Annotated in this window: 14 protein-coding genes; 8 read left to right on the forward strand and 6 right to left on the reverse strand. The window is 62.5% G+C overall.

Going from position 1 to position 14884, the window contains the following annotated elements:
- Positions 1-85 precede the first annotated feature (85 nt).
- Positions 86-2275, reverse strand: coding sequence for a patatin-like phospholipase family protein (locus HX824_RS13180; protein ID WP_177027712.1), 2190 nt, complete (start codon positions 2273-2275; stop codon positions 86-88).
- A gap of 83 nt (positions 2276-2358) precedes the next feature.
- Between HX824_RS13180 and HX824_RS13185 the strand changes: the two genes are divergently transcribed.
- The gene (locus tag HX824_RS13185; RefSeq protein ID WP_003214624.1) at positions 2359-2646 is read left to right on the forward strand and encodes a SelT/SelW/SelH family protein; all 288 of its coding nucleotides are present in this window, start codon (positions 2359-2361) and stop codon (positions 2644-2646) included.
- Here HX824_RS13185 and HX824_RS13190 read toward each other — a convergent pair.
- On the reverse strand, positions 2640-3530 hold the full coding sequence (locus tag HX824_RS13190; protein ID WP_102369680.1) for a DMT family transporter: 891 nt from the start codon (positions 3528-3530) through the stop codon (positions 2640-2642). The two genes, HX824_RS13185 and HX824_RS13190, sit on opposite strands and share 7 nt — an antisense overlap.
- A 154-nt stretch (positions 3531-3684) precedes the next feature.
- Positions 3685-4476, reverse strand: coding sequence for an AraC family transcriptional regulator (locus HX824_RS13195; RefSeq protein WP_102606513.1), 792 nt, complete (start codon positions 4474-4476; stop codon positions 3685-3687).
- 133 nt (positions 4477-4609) lie between these two features.
- Here HX824_RS13195 and HX824_RS13200 point away from each other — a divergent pair, with 133 nt between their 5' ends.
- Positions 4610-5419, forward strand: a complete 810-nt coding sequence (locus HX824_RS13200) for a UDP-2,3-diacylglucosamine diphosphatase (protein ID WP_003214618.1) — start codon at positions 4610-4612, stop codon at positions 5417-5419.
- A 149-nt stretch (positions 5420-5568) separates the two neighbouring features.
- Here the strand turns inward: HX824_RS13200 and HX824_RS13205 are convergent, their stop codons facing one another.
- The 3 genes from HX824_RS13205 to phhA form a co-directional block, all read right to left on the reverse strand.
- Positions 5569-6765, reverse strand: coding sequence for an amino acid aminotransferase (locus tag HX824_RS13205; protein ID WP_177054654.1), 1197 nt, complete (start codon positions 6763-6765; stop codon positions 5569-5571).
- The gene (locus tag HX824_RS13210) at positions 6765-7121 is read right to left on the reverse strand and encodes a 4a-hydroxytetrahydrobiopterin dehydratase (protein WP_003214616.1); all 357 of its coding nucleotides are present in this window, start codon (positions 7119-7121) and stop codon (positions 6765-6767) included. Before HX824_RS13210 ends, HX824_RS13205 begins: the two co-directional genes overlap by 1 nt.
- A gap of 103 nt (positions 7122-7224) precedes the next feature.
- Complete coding sequence (gene phhA / locus HX824_RS13215) at positions 7225-8016, reverse strand: phenylalanine 4-monooxygenase (RefSeq protein WP_003214615.1); 792 nt, start codon at positions 8014-8016, stop codon at positions 7225-7227.
- Positions 8017-8282: 266 nt separating this feature from the next.
- Between phhA and HX824_RS13220 the strand changes: the two genes are divergently transcribed.
- From HX824_RS13220 to flgJ, 6 genes are all read left to right on the forward strand, one after another.
- Positions 8283-9848, forward strand: a complete 1566-nt coding sequence (locus HX824_RS13220; RefSeq protein WP_003214613.1) for a sigma-54-dependent phenylalanine hydroxylase transcriptional regulator PhhR — start codon at positions 8283-8285, stop codon at positions 9846-9848.
- 307 nt (positions 9849-10155) lie between these two features.
- Positions 10156-10896, forward strand: a complete 741-nt coding sequence (locus HX824_RS13225; RefSeq protein WP_003214611.1) for a flagellar basal body rod protein FlgF — start codon at positions 10156-10158, stop codon at positions 10894-10896.
- Between the two features lie 63 nt (positions 10897-10959).
- On the forward strand, positions 10960-11745 hold the full coding sequence (flgG, locus tag HX824_RS13230) for a flagellar basal-body rod protein FlgG (RefSeq protein WP_003214609.1): 786 nt from the start codon (positions 10960-10962) through the stop codon (positions 11743-11745).
- Positions 11746-11798: 53 nt separating this feature from the next.
- Positions 11799-12494 carry a flagellar basal body L-ring protein FlgH gene (gene flgH, locus HX824_RS13235; protein WP_003214607.1) on the forward strand — a complete coding sequence of 232 codons (696 nt, stop codon included), beginning with the start codon at positions 11799-11801 and terminating at the stop codon, positions 12492-12494.
- A 27-nt stretch (positions 12495-12521) separates the two neighbouring features.
- Positions 12522-13610 (forward strand): flagellar basal body P-ring protein FlgI, encoded by a 1089-nt coding sequence (locus tag HX824_RS13240; protein WP_032899355.1) that lies wholly within the window; start codon positions 12522-12524, stop codon positions 13608-13610.
- A 4-nt stretch (positions 13611-13614) separates the two neighbouring features.
- Complete coding sequence (gene flgJ, locus HX824_RS13245; RefSeq protein ID WP_177054655.1) at positions 13615-14877, forward strand: flagellar assembly peptidoglycan hydrolase FlgJ; 1263 nt, start codon at positions 13615-13617, stop codon at positions 14875-14877.
- The last annotated feature ends 7 nt before the right edge of the window (positions 14878-14884 follow it).

Here is a 14884-nt window from a genome sequence, read left to right on the forward strand (position 1 = left end):
AAGGCGGAGTGTCAGTGAATACATGTGCTGACTGACACACCGCCTTCGCGAGCAAGCTCGCTCCCACATGGGTTTTGCGGCGTAGTTAGAAGGTTTGCCCCAGGTTCAGGTACACCGCCTGCTGACTGTCATCGTTAAACCCATAACTGAAATTCAACGGCCCCAGCGGCGTATCAAACCCCAGGAAAATACTGGCGGCGTTGATGTACCCGCTGTCGTATTCATTGTCGTTGTTCCAAGCCCGCCCTCGCTCCAGTGATGCGCCCAGGTACAACGGGAAATCCAGCGGCAAATAAGACCGCGGCGTCAGCCGGCGATAGTAGACCGCGCGCATCAGGCTGATGTTCTGCCCGGCAATCGCATCCTCCCGGAAGCCCGACAGCTGCCGCGCGCCCCCCAGCAGGAAGCTGGAAATCACCACGTCCGACTTATCCAGGGTGCGCCCATACCGCCCGCCGAGGATCAGTGTGTCCGGCCCGCTGCTCATGGCTTTGTCCAGCTTGAACTCCCACTGGCGATAGCGCTGGTCCGAACCCAGCCCCGGTTCGAACTCCCGGAAGGCCAGGCCAATGTCTTCGCCGGTATGGGGGAAGTACACGTTGTCGAACGAGTCGAAGGAGTACTTCAGCTCATAGAAACCCTCGCTGAAGTTGATGCTCGGTGAATTCCGGTCGCCAATGCGCACATCCGCCTTGCCCCAGGCCTCGCCGACGCCGAAACGAATCTCGCCGCTGTTGCCGATCTGCCGGCCCACGTTCAGGCCGAAGCCGTAGCGTTCCAGGCGGTATTCGGAGATCGGGTTATTGTCTTCAATCAGTTCGACGTTCTGTGCCTGGGCACTGATATAGGGCGCGACGAAGTAGCGTGAACCGGTGTCCATCGGCTGATAGAACTCGCTGTACAACTCCTGCTTGTCCCCGATCTGCACCCGCGTCAGCCATTCGGCGCCGAGGCGGTTGATGCCGTTCATGCGGTAGCTGGCGCCGAGGTTGAAGGCGCTGTCGCCGCGCATGTCATCCGACAGGTTCAGGCCCAGGCGCAGGTAGTCGGTGCCGCTGCGTTTGCCCCGGGCACTGATGACCAGGGTGTTGTCCTTGCCCTTTTTCACCACGCGGTATTGCACCTGTTCGAAGTAATCCAGGCCGTACAGAGTGCCCATGTCGGTTTGCAGGCGGGCCAGGTCCAGAGGCTCGCCGAGGTTCTGGCGGATGTAGTAGCGGATCACCTCGTCGCCCACCTTGGAGTCGTTCTCTACCTTGATTGCGGTGATCACCGGGTTGCGCTCGCCGGCCGTTCGCGCGGCCACCAGCGACGGGTCCACCGGTTCGGCCGGGCGCAGGTGCGCCAGGCGCACGTCGAGTGCGCGGGTGGCGCGGTAGCCCGCGTCGATCATGTCCTTGGCGCGCCCGAAATCCGTCACCCCGTAGGCGGCCAGGGGCGGCTGGATCAGCACGTCGCGGGGCGCCAGGGCCTTGAGTTGTTCTTCGGAATTGCGCCGAGTCATCAGGGTGATGGACTGGTTGAGCACGTCCACCACGGTGTTGAGTTGCTTGCGTGAGCGCAGCGGGGTGCCGATGTCGACGACGATGGCGATGTCGACCCCCATTTCCCGCGCCACATCCAGCGGGATGTTATCGGTCATGCCGCCATCCACCAGCAGCCGGCCATCCAGCTCCACCGGGGCAAACACCGCCGGGATCGACATGCTGGCGCGGATCACCTGGGGCAGGTGGCCTTTGCGGAACACCACTTTTTCACCACTGGTGATGTCGGTGGCCACGGCGCGAAAGGGGATCGGCAGCTTGTCGAAATCCCGCACGTTACTGGTGTGGGCGAACATGCTTTCCAGCAGCAAGGCCAGGTTCTGACCCTGGATCACCCCCAGTGGCAGGCCGAGGCTGCCGTCGTCGCGGAAGCTGAGTTTCTGTTTGACCAGGAAATCCCGGTCATCCTGCTTGCGCCGGAATGGCACGTCTTCCCGCGGTGGCGCGTCGGACAGGGCGAGCTTCCAGTCGATGTTCAGCGCGAGTTTTTCCAGCTCGTCGATCTTGTAGCCCGAGGCATACAGCCCGCCGATCACCGCACCCATGCTGGTGCCGGCAATCGCATCGATGTGGATGCCCTGTTCTTCCAGGGCCTTGAGCACGCCAATGTGCGCCAGGCCACGGGCGGCACCGCCGGAGAGGACCAGGCCGATCTTCGGGCGCGGATTTTCGACGGCTTGGACGAGGACAGGGAACAGGCACAGCAACAGGCAGGACAACAGGCGGCGCATCATCAATCTCAAGGCAGGACGATAAAGGCCGGTATTATAGCCACTCGATCCTTTCAACCCGCCAAGCAGGAGCCAGTCAATTCATGTCAGCGGCCAAGCCCGAGATTGTCATCACCTATTGCACCCAGTGTCAGTGGCTGCTGCGCGCCGCCTGGCTGGCCCAGGAACTGCTGAGCACGTTCGCCGATGACCTCGGCAAAGTGGCCCTGGAGCCGGCCACCGGCGGTGCGTTTCGGATTACCTGCGACGGTGTGCAGATCTGGGAACGCAAGGCCGACGGGGGCTTCCCGGAAGCCAAGGTGCTCAAGCAACGGGTACGTGACCAGATCGACCCGCAACGGGACCTGGGGCATAACGACCGTACTCAATGAACCTCGGCCGTGGTGGCCGGCTGCTTGGCCGGTTTGGCGCCGCCCATCAGCCCGGACACCACGATGGCCACGATGATCAGCGCGCCGCCCATCAGCATGCGCAGGGTCGGCGTTTCAGCAAACAGCAGCCAGGCCGCGGTGATGCCGTACACCGGCTCCATGGCAAACACCACCGCCGCCGTGCGCGCCTTGAGCACCGCGAGGCTGGCGACAAACAGGCTATGGGCCAGGCCGGTGCAGAACACCCCGAGCAGACCGATCCACAGCCAGTCCACTGGTCGCACTTCGGCCAGCCCGGGCGCGGCGACGGGCAACAGGCACAGCGCTACCACCACGTTCTGGCACAAGGCGGCCTGCACCGGCGGGATGCGCCCACTGGCGCGGTTGTTCAGCGACAGCAGCGAGAACAACAACCCGGAGCCGACCGCCCACAACAAGCCGCTGGTGGCCTGGCTGGCGAGATTGAAATCCGGCGTGACCAGCACCAGGCCGATGCTCACCAGCACCACCAGCAGGATCTCGTTGGCGCGAATCCGCTCGCGGAAAATCAAGCCTTCGAGAATCACCGTGAACGCCGGGAAGGTGGCGAAGCCCAAGGTGGCGATGGCCACACCGGCGACCTTTACCGCAATAAAGAAACTCACCCAATGCCCGGCCAGCAGCAGGCCGCTGACCAGCAGGCGGCGCCAGTCGCGGGCTTGCAGCTTCTGCCAGGGCGTGTTGCTGGCAAAGCGCGCAAAGATCGCCAGGGCAATGACCGCGAACGCGGCGCGGCCGAACACGATAATCGCCGGCGAAGCGGCCGCCAGTTTGCCGAACACACCAGTGAGGCCAAACATCAATGCGCCGATATGCAGGGCGCCGAGGGCTGTGCGGGGAGTCATTGCGATCCTTAAACGACGGGTTTACAGGATCGCAGTCTAGAGGGTTGCAGGCATTCGCGTCTGTCGTTGGGCTCGCGGCTTTTGTCGCAGGACTCTTGCTTGGTGAAGATCCCTGTGGGAGCTGGCTTGCCTGCGATGCAGGCAACTCGGTCGTTCATATAGCGCGCGGTGATGCTATCGCAGGCAAGCCAGCTCCCACACCGGGCGGTGCTCGTCTGAAGGCTCGGGGCGAGAGGCCAAACTCGCGCAGCATCGCCGCAGCAAATGCACTTTGCGAACCATAGCCCACCCGCGCGGCAATCTCGCCGATGGGCAGCTGGCTGTCGCGCAACAGGCCGCGGGCCATCTGCAAGCGCCGGGTGCGTATGTAGTCCATCGGCGTCTGCCCGCTTTCCGCGATAAACCGTGCATGCAGGCGGGCGACGGACAGGTCGGCGAGCTTCGCCAGGTCCGCCACTTGCAGTGGGTGCGCGGCGTGCCGCTGGATATGCGCATCGAACGCGGCATAGGGCAGGCGCTTGCCCACCGGCGGCTGCGCAAGGTTGAGGCTGGCCAGCAGCAATACGGCGCCTTGCTGGGCGATCAGCGGGTCGTCCACCGGGCTGCTTGCCAGCCATTGCACCAGTTGGCTTTGGCGATTGTCGAGGGTCAGGTGTGCGCACCGGTCGAGCAAGCGGCGGCTGGCGTCGGCATGCTCGCCCAGGGACTGCGCCAGCCAGTGCTCATCGGGCACGTCCAGCACCAGGCAGCGGCTGCCATCGCGACTGCGGCACGCGTGATGGGCGGAGTAGGGCAGCACCATCACACTGCTGTGCTGCACCTGGCCGCCCCGGCCATCCACCTCGAAGTCCAGGTGCCCGGACAGGCCAAACACCAGCTGTGCATGGTCGTGGCTATGGGCGATAGGCGCATCGGGGTAGTGGCGTAGCGTGAGGTTGGGTCTCATCGCAGTCTCCTGGGCAGGCCCGCAGTTTACATCGCTTCGCCGCCTGTGGGCGCTGTCATCAGACTGACGCAACACTGTCATGGGCTATTAATCCCATGGGCGCAAGCTCGCGAAAACACCGTGAGGCATGCCCATGACCAGCGCCGAACTCGCCAAACCCAGCCGCAAGCAACGCGTGCGTACCCTGTGGATTTCCGACGTGCATTTGGGCACTCGGGATTGCCAGGCCGAACACCTCTCGCATTTCCTCAAGGGCTACCACGCCGACAAGGTCTACCTGGTGGGCGACATCATCGACGGCTGGAAGCTGCGCAGCGGCATGTATTGGCCCCAGGCCCACACCAACGTGATCCGCCGCCTGCTGACCATGAGCAAGCGCGGCACCGAGGTGATCTACGTCACCGGCAACCACGATGAATTCCTGCGGCGTTATTCGAAGCTGATCCTCGGCAATATCCAGTTGGTGGACGAGGCGGTGCACGTGACTGCCGATGGCCGGCATTTGCTGGTGATCCATGGCGACCAGTTCGACGTGATCACCCGGTACCACCGCTGGCTGGCGTTCCTCGGCGATTCGGCCTACGAATTCACCCTCACGCTCAACCGCTGGCTGAACCACTGGCGTGCGCGCTATGGCTACGGCTATTGGTCGTTGTCGGCGTACCTCAAGCACAAGGTCAAGACGGCGGTGAGCTTTATCAGTGATTTTGAAGAAGCGATCGCCCACGAAGTGACCAAGCGCGAGCTGCATGGCGTGGTGTGCGGGCACATCCACCATGCGGAGATTCGCAAGGTGGGCGAGGTGGACTACCTCAATTGCGGGGATTGGGTGGAGTCGTGCACAGCGCTGATCGAGCACTGGGACGGGCATATCGAGCTGTATCGATTGGCGGATGCCCAGGCGAAAGAGGCGCAACTAAAGGCCGAAATGGTCGCGGGCTAAGCCTCAAACCCACAGACTCACAGACTCACTCAGTCTAAATGTGGGAGCGGGCTTGCTCGCGAATGCGGAGTGTCAGTCACCAGATAATTCGACTGACCCACCGCCTTCGCGAGCAAGCCCGCTCCCACATTTGGAGCCGGTTTCTTCAGTCAGGTGTGGGAAACATCTGCGATCGCTTCTGCCAACAACGTCAACCGCGTCGCATCAATCCCCGCCACGTTCGCACGCCCGGAATTGACCATATACACGCTGTGCTTGTCCCGCAGTTGCTTCACCTGATCCGCACTCAACCCGGTATAGGAAAACATCCCGCGTTGCGCCGCGATGTGCGCAAACCGCTCCGACAAGCCATGGGGCGCCAACGCCTCCACCAGCCCGGAACGCAGCTGCGCAATCCGCGCCCGCATCGCTTCAACTTCCTCGGCCCACTGCTTTTTCAGCCCGGCGTCACCGAGAATCGTCGCCACCACAGCAGCACCATGGTCCGGCGGCGTCGACCACAAGTTACGCGCAATGAACGCCAGCTGGCTGCGCACATCCGTCAGTTTCTCGGCGTCCGCCGCGCACACAATCAACGCGCCGACACGGTCGCTGTACAAACCGAAGTTCTTCGAGCAGGAACTGGTGATCAGTACTTCAGGCAGCTCAGCCGCGAACAGCCGCACCGCCCATGCATCCTGTTCCAGGCCATCGCCAAACCCCTGATACGCAAAGTCGATCAGCGGCAGCAACTGACGTTCCTGGACGATCTTCAGCACCTGGCGCCAGTCATCGTGGGACAGGTCGAAACCGGTCGGGTTGTGGCAGCAGGCGTGCAGCAGCACCACATCGCCTTTTGGTACGGTGGACAGGGTGGCCAGCATCGCCGCTACGTCCAGGCGATTGTCGCTGCCCACGTACGGGTAATGGCTGACCTTGAGCCCGGCCTTGGCGAATATGGTTTCGTGAATCGGCCAGGTCGGGTTGCTCAGCCATATGCCACGGCCGGGCAGGCTGTGGGCGATAAAGTCGGCGCTCAGGCGCAGCGCGCCGGTGCCGCCAGGCGTCTGGGTGGCGCCGGCGCGGCGCTCGCTCAGCAGTGGCGAACCGGCGCCCAGCACCAGCTCGCTGATCAGCGAGCCGAACGCGGCGTTGCCATGGCCGCCGATGTAGGTCTTGGTGGTTTGTTGCTCCACCAGGCGCTGCTCGGCCAGTTTCACCGAATGCGGGATCGGCGTCAGGCCCTGGTCGTCCTTGTACACGCCCACGCCGAGGTCGAACTTGAGCGGGTTCGGGTCCTGGGCATACAGCTCCATCAGCCCGAGGATCGGGTCTCCGGGCACCCGGCCAATTGCGTCGAAATGCATTACTTGCGGCCCTCAGCATCCTTGGCCACTTCGTCGGTGCGCGCGGCCATGATGAAGTCGTTGCGGTGCAGGCCCTTGATGGAGTGGCTCCACCAGGTCACGGTGACTTTGCCCCATTCGGTGAGCAGGCCCGGGTGATGGCCTTCAGCTTCGGAGATCACGCCCACGGCGTTGGTGAAGGCCAGGGCGAATTTGAAATTCTTGAACAGGAAGACCTTTTCCAGCTGCATCACGCCATCGCGTACTTCGATGTTCCAGTCGGGGATCTGCTTGATCAGCACCGGCAACTCTTCGTCGCTGACTTGCGGGGCGTCGGCGCGGCAGGCTTCGCAGTGGGCTTGGTTCAACGTGGTCATGTGGGTATTCCTGAAATCGAGTATTTGGAAACGGTCGTCAGTAGCGTCACCCTAAAGCAACGCGGGGCCAGGGAACAGACTCACCTGGCCCTAAAGCCGCAGTTCAAGCCGCTTTTGGCTTGGGCGGGAACTTCGGTGCGTGCAGCCCCAGCTGCATCCCGCGTTCGACCATGCCCATGATGTCTTCCTGCGCCACTTCGAACAGGCGCTTGAGGTTGGGCAGGGCGAAGTACACGGGTTGCAGGATGTCGATGCGATACGGCGTGCGCATCGCTTCGAGCGGGTCGAAGGCTTGATGCTCGGGCACGTCCGAGAGGCAGTACACGGTCTCCTTGGGCGAAGACAGGATGCCGCCACCGTAGATGCGCCGGCCTTCGGGCGTGTCCACCAGGCCGAACTCGATGGTCATCCAGTACAGGCGCGCCAGGTACACGCGCTGTTCCTTGGTGGCGGCCAGGCCGAGCTTGCCGTAGGTGTGGGTGAATTCCGCGAACCAGGGGTTGGTCAGCAGTGGGCAATGGCCGAAGATCTCGTGAAAAATGTCCGGTTCCTGCAGGTAATCCAGCTCTTCACGGGTACGAATAAACGTCGCCACCGGAAACTGCTTGTTGGCGAGCAATTCGAAAAAAGTCTGGAAGGGGATCAGCGCCGGCACCCGGGCGACTTGCCAGCCCGTGGTCTCGGCCAGCACTTTGTTGACTTCCGCCAGCTGTGGAATGCGGTCGTGGGGCAGGCCGAGCTTGTCGATGCCGTCCAGGTATTCCTGGCAGGCGCGGCCCTCGATCACTTTCAGTTGGCGCGTGATCAGGGTGTTCCACACCGCGTGTTCTTCGGGCGGGTAGTCGATAAAACCGTTCGCGTCGGGCTCGCGGGCCACGTACTGCGTCTGCTTCATACTGCTCTCCTGCTAGGCATTCGTTCTTGTTATGTCCTGGGATGAGCCTATTGATACGCCGCCTGGGCCAGGAAGCCATCCTCCTGCGCCATGCTTTTGTAGGAAAAGTTACTGAGATTCGTAAAGTTTTCGTTACGGCTGAGGCAATTCGTTCTCCCTGTGGCGTATTTTGGGTGTGAATCGCCTCGCAGCTGTCACATAATCTTGACGATTATCTGCGGCCAGCGGCAAAAAGACGCAGCGACTCCACCTCTTCGGGCCTTCTCATGCGTATCAAAGTGCATTGCCAGAACCGCATCGGCATCCTGCGGGACATCCTCAACCTGCTGGTGGAGTACGGCGTGAACGTTGCCAAGGGCGAGGTCGGTGGCGAGCACGGCAACGCCATCTACCTCTATTGCCCGAACCTGGTGAACCTGCAGTTCCAGGCATTGCGCCCGCAGTTCGAGGCGATTGCCGGGGTATTTGGCGTCAAGCGGGTAGGGCTGATGCCCAGCGAGCGTCGGCATATGGAGCTCAACGCGCTGCTGGGGGCGCTGGAGTTTCCGGTGCTGTCCATCGACATGGGCGGCTCCATCGTCGCGGCCAACCGCGCGGCGGCGCAGTTGCTCGGAGTACGGGTGGATGAGGTGCCGGGCATTCCGTTGTCACGCTACGCCGAAGATTTCGATTTGCCGGAACTGGTACGGGCCAGCAAATCGCGAATCAACGGCCTGCGGGTCAAGGTCAAGGGCGATGTATTCCTGGCCGATATTGCGCCGCTGCAATCCTCCGAGCATGACGACAGCGAAGCCATGGCCGGCGCCGTACTGACCCTGCACCGCGCCGACCGGGTGGGGGAGCGTATCTACAATGTGCGCAAGCAGGAGCTGCGCGGCTTCGACAGCATTTTCCAAAGCTCCAGGGTCATGGCCGCCGTGGTGCGTGAGGCTCGGCGCATGGCGCCGTTGGATGCGCCTCTATTAATAGAAGGCGAAACCGGCACCGGCAAAGAGTTGCTGGCCCGCGCTTGTCACCTGGCCAGCCCACGCGGCCAGTCGCCGTTGATGGCGCTCAACTGCGCCGGTTTGCCCGAGTCCATGGCCGAGACCGAGTTGTTCGGCTATGGTCCCGGCGCCTTTGAAGGGGCGAGGGCGGAGGGCAAGTTGGGACTGCTGGAGCTGACGGCGGGCGGTACGTTGTTTCTCGACGGCGTCGGCGAAATGAGCGCGCGGTTGCAGGTGAAGTTGCTGCGCTTTCTGCAGGACGGCTGCTTTCGCCGTGTAGGCAGTGATGAAGAGGTGTACCTGGATGTGCGGGTGATCTGCGCGACCCAGGTGGACCTTTCCGAACTGTGCGCCCGGGGCGAATTCCGCCAGGACCTTTACCATCGTCTCAATGTGCTCTCGCTGCATATCCCGCCGCTACGCGAGTGCCTCGACGGTTTGCCGCCGCTGGTGGAGCACTTCCTGGATCAGGCCAGCCGGCAGATCGGCTGCCCGCTGCCCAAGCTCGCACCGGCGGCGATGGAACGCCTCAGCCATTACCACTGGCCGGGGAATGTGCGGCAGTTGGAGAACGTGCTGTTCCAGGCGGTTTCGCTGTGTGAGGGCGGCACCGTCAAGGCCGAGCACATTCGCCTGCCGGACTATGGCGTGCGCCAGCCGCTGGGGGATTTTTCCCTGGAAGGCGGGTTGGAGGAGATCGTCGGGCGCTTTGAAAAGGCGGTGCTGGCGCAGTTGTATGCCGAACATCCCAGCAGCCGGCTGTTGGGCAAGCGGCTGGGCGTGTCCCACACCACTATTGCCAACAAGTTGCGGGACTACGAAGTCGTCAAAGCCGAACGCGGTTAAACCTGTGGGAGCGGGCTTGCTCGCGAATGCGGTGGGTCAGTCGAATTATCCGGTGACTGACACTCCGCATTCGCGAGCAAGCCCGCTCCCACATGGGTTCTTTGTCGGTCTTGATACCTGCACTTGCCGTTAGCGGCATAAGTCCGCCGTTTTTTCGACTCTCTTCCTACTGCCCTCAGCTGCCACCTGCCGGCAAACCCCCGCCCCGCCTGGACTTTTCCTCATTTCAAAAAGTTGGTTCGCAAATTGCTTAAGCCTCATCAGTACAGCGGTGGGCGGCAAGCGTCCGTCAGAAAGAGGAAAGAGCGTGGATAAGTACCTTTACGTGGCAATGACCGGCGCCAGCCAGAATGCACTGGCGCAGAAGGCCCACGCCAACAACTTGGCGAACGTTTCCACCAATGGTTTCCAGCGTGACCTGGAACAGGCGCGCTCGATGCCGGTGTTCGGTGACAGCTTTCCGGCGCGGGCCTTTGCCTTGACCGAGCGCCCAGGCACGGACTTTTCCCCTGGCGCGATGATTGAAACCGGCCGTGACCTCGATGTGGCCGTCAGCGGTGACGGCTGGATGGCCGTGCAAAACCCGGATGGCGGCGAATCCTACGTGCGCAGCGCCAGCATGAACGTCGATGCGCTGGGCGTGCTGCGGGCCGGCAACGGCATGCCGATCATGGGCAACGGCGGCCCGATTGCCGTGCCGCCCCAGCAGCAGATCGAAGTCGGCCAGGACGGCACCATCAGCATCCGCGCCATGGGCGAAGGCCCGCGGGTGATGGCTGAAGTGGACCGGATCAAGCTGGTGCAGCCCGACCTCAAGAACATGACCAAGGGCCTCGACGGCACCATCCACACCAAGGATGGCCAGCCGGCCCAGGCCGATGCCAACGTCAAGCTGACGTCGGGCTTCCTGCAGGCGAGCAACGTGAACGCCGTCGAAGAAATGACGGCAGTCCTGGCCCTGTCCAAGCAGTTCGAATTGCACATCAAGATGATGAACAGCGCCAAAGAAGACGACCAGGCCATGACCCGCGTCCTGGCGATGAGCTGATAGCAGCCACACACTAATTTTTGTAGCGCGGCGCCATAAAACAGGCGCACGAAGGAGAAGAACATGCTTCCGGCTCTATACGTTGCCAAGACAGGCCTGTCCGCCCAGGACACCAACCTGACCACCATTTCCAACAACCTGGCCAACGTGTCGACCACGGGTTTCAAACGTGACCGCGCCGAGTTCCAGGACTTGCTCTATCAGATCAAGAAGCAGCCTGGCGCCCAGTCGACCCAGGACAGCGAATTGCCGTCGGGCCTGCAACTGGGTACCGGTGTGGCAATCGTTGGCACCCAGAAGAACTTCAGCGCCGGTAACCTGCAGCAGACCGGCCAGCCACTCGACCTGGCAGTCAACGGCAAGGGTTTCTTCCAGATCCTGCAGCCGGACGGCACCACCACCTACACCCGTGACGGTACGTTCCACCTGGACTCCAACGGCCAGGTCGTGACCGCCAATGGCTTCGCGCTGGAGCCGGCGATTGTCGTGCCGAACAACGCCCAGACCTTCACCGTCGGCAACGACGGCACCGTGTCGATCACCGTGGCCGGCAACCCGGCGTCCCAGGTGATCGGCAACCTGCAAACCGCCGACTTCATCAACCCAGCCGGCCTGCAGGCGATCGGTAACAACCTGTTCCTGGAAACCGCGTCCAGCGGCGCGCCGCAAATCGGCACCCCGGGCCTCAACGGTTTTGGTACCACCCTGCAAAGCACCCTGGAAACGTCCAACGTCAGCACCGTTGAAGAGATGGTCAACATGATCACCACTCAGCGCGCCTACGAGATGAACTCCAAGGTGATTTCCACCGCCGACCAGATGCTTTCGTTCGTAACGCAGAATCTGTAATCAAGTCTATGGGGCGCCCTTGAAGGCGCCTGCAACACCGTGAGGTATGGGTCATGAATCGCTATGTTTCTGTTCTGGCATTGAGTGGGATTGCTGTGCTCGCGGGCTGTGTCGCCCCGACGCCTAAGCCCAATGACCCGTACTATGCGCCGGTGTTGCCGCGCACGCCGTTGCCGGCGGCCGCCAACAATGGCTCGATCTACCAGGCCGGGTTCGAACAGAACCTGTACAGCGACCGCAAGGCCTTCCGGGTCGGTGACATCATCACCATCACGCTGAACGAGAAGACCCAGGCGAGCAAGAACGCCAACTCGCAGATCGGCAAGACCAGCAAGACCAGCATCGGCCTGACTTCATTGTTTGGCGGTGTACCGAACACCAACAACCCGCTGGGCAGCGGTGACCTGAGCCTGGACGCCGGCTACAGCGGCGACCGTGCCACCAACGGCAAGAGTGCGGCAGGGCAGGGCAACAGCCTGACCGGTTCGATCACCGTGACCGTGGCCGACGTGCTGCCCAACGGCATCATCGCCGTACGCGGCGAGAAGTGGATGACCCTCAACACCGGTGACGAACTGGTGCGCATTGCGGGCATGGTTCGCGCCGACGATATCTCCACCGACAACACCGTGCCGTCGACACGGATTGCCGATGCACGCATCACCTACTCGGGTACGGGTTCGTTTGCTGACGCCAGTCAGCCGGGCTGGTTTGACCGTTTCTTCCTTAGCCCGCTGTTCCCTTTCTAGGTGATCACTTTGAACTTCAAACAGCTGATGGCTGCGATGTTGCTGCTGGCCCTGAGCGCAGGCGCCCAGGCCGAGCGCTTGAAAGACATCGCGAGCATTTCCGGCGTGCGGTCCAACCAGCTGATCGGCTACGGCCTGGTGGTGGGGCTTAACGGCACCGGTGACCAGACCACCCAGACCCCGTTCACCCTGCAGACCTTCAACAACATGCTCTCGCAGTTCGGCATCAAGGTACCGCCGGGCTCGGGCAACGTGCAGTTGAAGAACGTCGCGGCGGTGTCCATCAGCGCTGATTTGCCGCCGTTCGCCAAGCCGGGGCAGGTGGTCGATATCACCGTCTCGTCCATGGGTAACTCGAAAAGCCTGCGCGGCGGCACCTTGCTGATGACGCCGCTAAAAGGTATCGACGGCAACGTCTACGCCATTGCCCAGGGCAACCTGGTGGTGGGTGGCTTTGATGCCGAAGGCCGCGACGGTTCGAAGATCACCGTCAACGTGCCGTCGGCCGGGCGGATTCCCGGTGGTGCCTCGGTGGAGCGCACCGTGCCCAGCGGCTTCAACCAGGGCAACAGCCTGACCCTGAACCTCAACCGCTCTGACTTCACCACCGCCAAGCGCGTGGTCGACAAGATCAATGAGTTGCTCGGCCCGGGCGTGGCCCAGGCCATCGATGGCGGCTCGGTTCGTGTGACGGCACCGCTGGACCCAAGCCAGCGTGTGGACTACCTGTCTCTGCTGGAAAACCTTGAGGTTGACCCGGGCCAGGCGGTGGCGAAAGTCATCATCAACTCGCGGACCGGCACCATCGTGATCGGCCAGAACGTCAAGGTTTCGCCAGCGGCCGTGACCCACGGCAGCCTGACCGTGACCATCACCGAAGACCCGATCGTCAGCCAGCCTGGCCCGTTGTCCAACGGCCAGACTGCCGTGGTCCCCCGTTCGCGGGTGAATGCCCAGCAAGAAGCCAAGCCGATGTTCAAGTTCGGCCCCGGCACCACCCTGGACGAGATTGTCCGTGCGGTGAACCAGGTGGGCGCAGCGCCCGGCGACTTGATGGCGATCCTCGAAGCATTGAAACAGGCCGGCGCCTTGCAAGCCGACCTGATCGTGATCTGACGCCATGGCCATGGACATGCGCAAGAGCGGCCTGACCAGCACGGCGGATTCGGGTTCCTATTCCGACCTCAACCGGCTTAACCAGTTGAAGGTCGGCGACAAGAACAGCGACGGCAACATGCGCAAGGTCGCGCAGGAATTTGAGTCGCTGTTTCTCGGCGAGATGCTCAAGTCCATGCGTTCGGCTACCGAAGCCCTGGGCAAGGACAACCCGCTGAATACCCCGGCGGCCAAGCAGTACCAGGAAATGTACGACCAGCAGTTGGCGGTTTCCCTGTCCCGCGAGGGCGGCGGTATCGGCCTGGCGGACGTGCTGCTGCGCCAGATGCAAAAGAACAAACCGGTGGACGCCCAGGCGGCCACCTTGCAAGGCCCGGCTGCGCCCGCGAAGAAGGTGGATGTACCGACTGAAATTGCCGCCGGTACCAAGGCCGATGGCCCGCTGGGCCGCAGCAATGGTCAGCGGCCATTGTGGGCGTACCGCGTGGCGGTGCCTGAAGGCACCAACTCCCACGCCAACGACATGGCGCTGATGAACCAGCGACGCATCTCGTTGCCGAGCAAGCTGACGGATCGCCTGCTGGCCGGCATCGTGCCGGGTGCCGAGGCTACCACTGCCGCCAAGGCCGCGCCGCTGCGTAACAGCGCTGCCGATGATGGCGTGGTCAACAGCACCGCCCGCAGCCTTGCCGCCATACCGCCTCACGGACAGATGCAGGTTTACGGCCGCGCCGTCGCCCAGCCACCGCTGGCACCGGCGAAGAAAGCCTTCAGCTCGCAGGATGAATTTGTCGCCACCATGTTGCCGATGGCCAAGCAGGCCGCCGCGCGGATTGGCGTCGACCCACGCTACCTGGTGGCCCAGGCCGCCCTGGAAACCGGTTGGGGTAAATCGGTGATGCGTGCCGAGGATGGCACCAGCAGCCACAACCTGTTCGGTATCAAGGCCGGCCAGAGTTGGCAGGGCGAACAGGCCCGGGCGATCACCAGCGAGTTTCGCGATGGCGCGATGGTCAAGGAGACGGCGCAGTTCCGTTCCTACAATTCCTACCAGGACAGCTTCCATGACCTGGTCACGTTGCTGCAAAGCAATGATCGCTATAAAGAAGTTGTGAAATCAGCCGACAACCCGGAACAGTTTGTGCGCGAGTTGCAAAAAGCCGGTTATGCAACCGACCCGGATTACGCCAGCAAGATTTCGCAGATCGCAAAAACGATGAACAGCTACCAGAACTACGCTGCCGCGGGCGCTTCCACTCATTTATAAGGTCTGA

This window comes from Pseudomonas sp. D4002, from assembly GCF_013385665.1.
Classification (GTDB): domain Bacteria; phylum Pseudomonadota; class Gammaproteobacteria; order Pseudomonadales; family Pseudomonadaceae; genus Aquipseudomonas.

What these genes read in the sequence shown, in the direction of transcription:
- HX824_RS13185 (WP_003214624.1), top strand. Translation starts at nt 2,359, where the DNA reads ATGTCAGCGGCCAAGCCCGAGATTGTCATCACCTATTGCACCCAGTGT.
- flgH (WP_003214607.1), top strand. Translation starts at nt 11,799, where the DNA reads ATGAATCGCTATGTTTCTGTTCTGGCATTGAGTGGGATTGCTGTGCTC.
- HX824_RS13180 (WP_177027712.1), bottom strand. Translation starts at nt 2,275, where the DNA reads ATGCGCCGCCTGTTGTCCTGCCTGTTGCTGTGCCTGTTCCCTGTCCTC.
- HX824_RS13190 (WP_102369680.1), bottom strand. Translation starts at nt 3,530, where the DNA reads ATGACTCCCCGCACAGCCCTCGGCGCCCTGCATATCGGCGCATTGATG.
- HX824_RS13210 (WP_003214616.1), bottom strand. Translation starts at nt 7,121, where the DNA reads ATGACCACGTTGAACCAAGCCCACTGCGAAGCCTGCCGCGCCGACGCC.
- phhA (WP_003214615.1), bottom strand. Translation starts at nt 8,016, where the DNA reads ATGAAGCAGACGCAGTACGTGGCCCGCGAGCCCGACGCGAACGGTTTT.
- HX824_RS13195 (WP_102606513.1), bottom strand. Translation starts at nt 4,476, where the DNA reads ATGAGACCCAACCTCACGCTACGCCACTACCCCGATGCGCCTATCGCC.
- flgG (WP_003214609.1), top strand. Translation starts at nt 10,960, where the DNA reads ATGCTTCCGGCTCTATACGTTGCCAAGACAGGCCTGTCCGCCCAGGAC.
- HX824_RS13205 (WP_177054654.1), bottom strand. Translation starts at nt 6,765, where the DNA reads ATGCATTTCGACGCAATTGGCCGGGTGCCCGGAGACCCGATCCTCGGG.
- HX824_RS13200 (WP_003214618.1), top strand. Translation starts at nt 4,610, where the DNA reads ATGACCAGCGCCGAACTCGCCAAACCCAGCCGCAAGCAACGCGTGCGT.
- HX824_RS13220 (WP_003214613.1), top strand. Translation starts at nt 8,283, where the DNA reads ATGCGTATCAAAGTGCATTGCCAGAACCGCATCGGCATCCTGCGGGAC.
- flgJ (WP_177054655.1), top strand. Translation starts at nt 13,615, where the DNA reads ATGGCCATGGACATGCGCAAGAGCGGCCTGACCAGCACGGCGGATTCG.
- HX824_RS13240 (WP_032899355.1), top strand. Translation starts at nt 12,522, where the DNA reads ATGGCTGCGATGTTGCTGCTGGCCCTGAGCGCAGGCGCCCAGGCCGAG.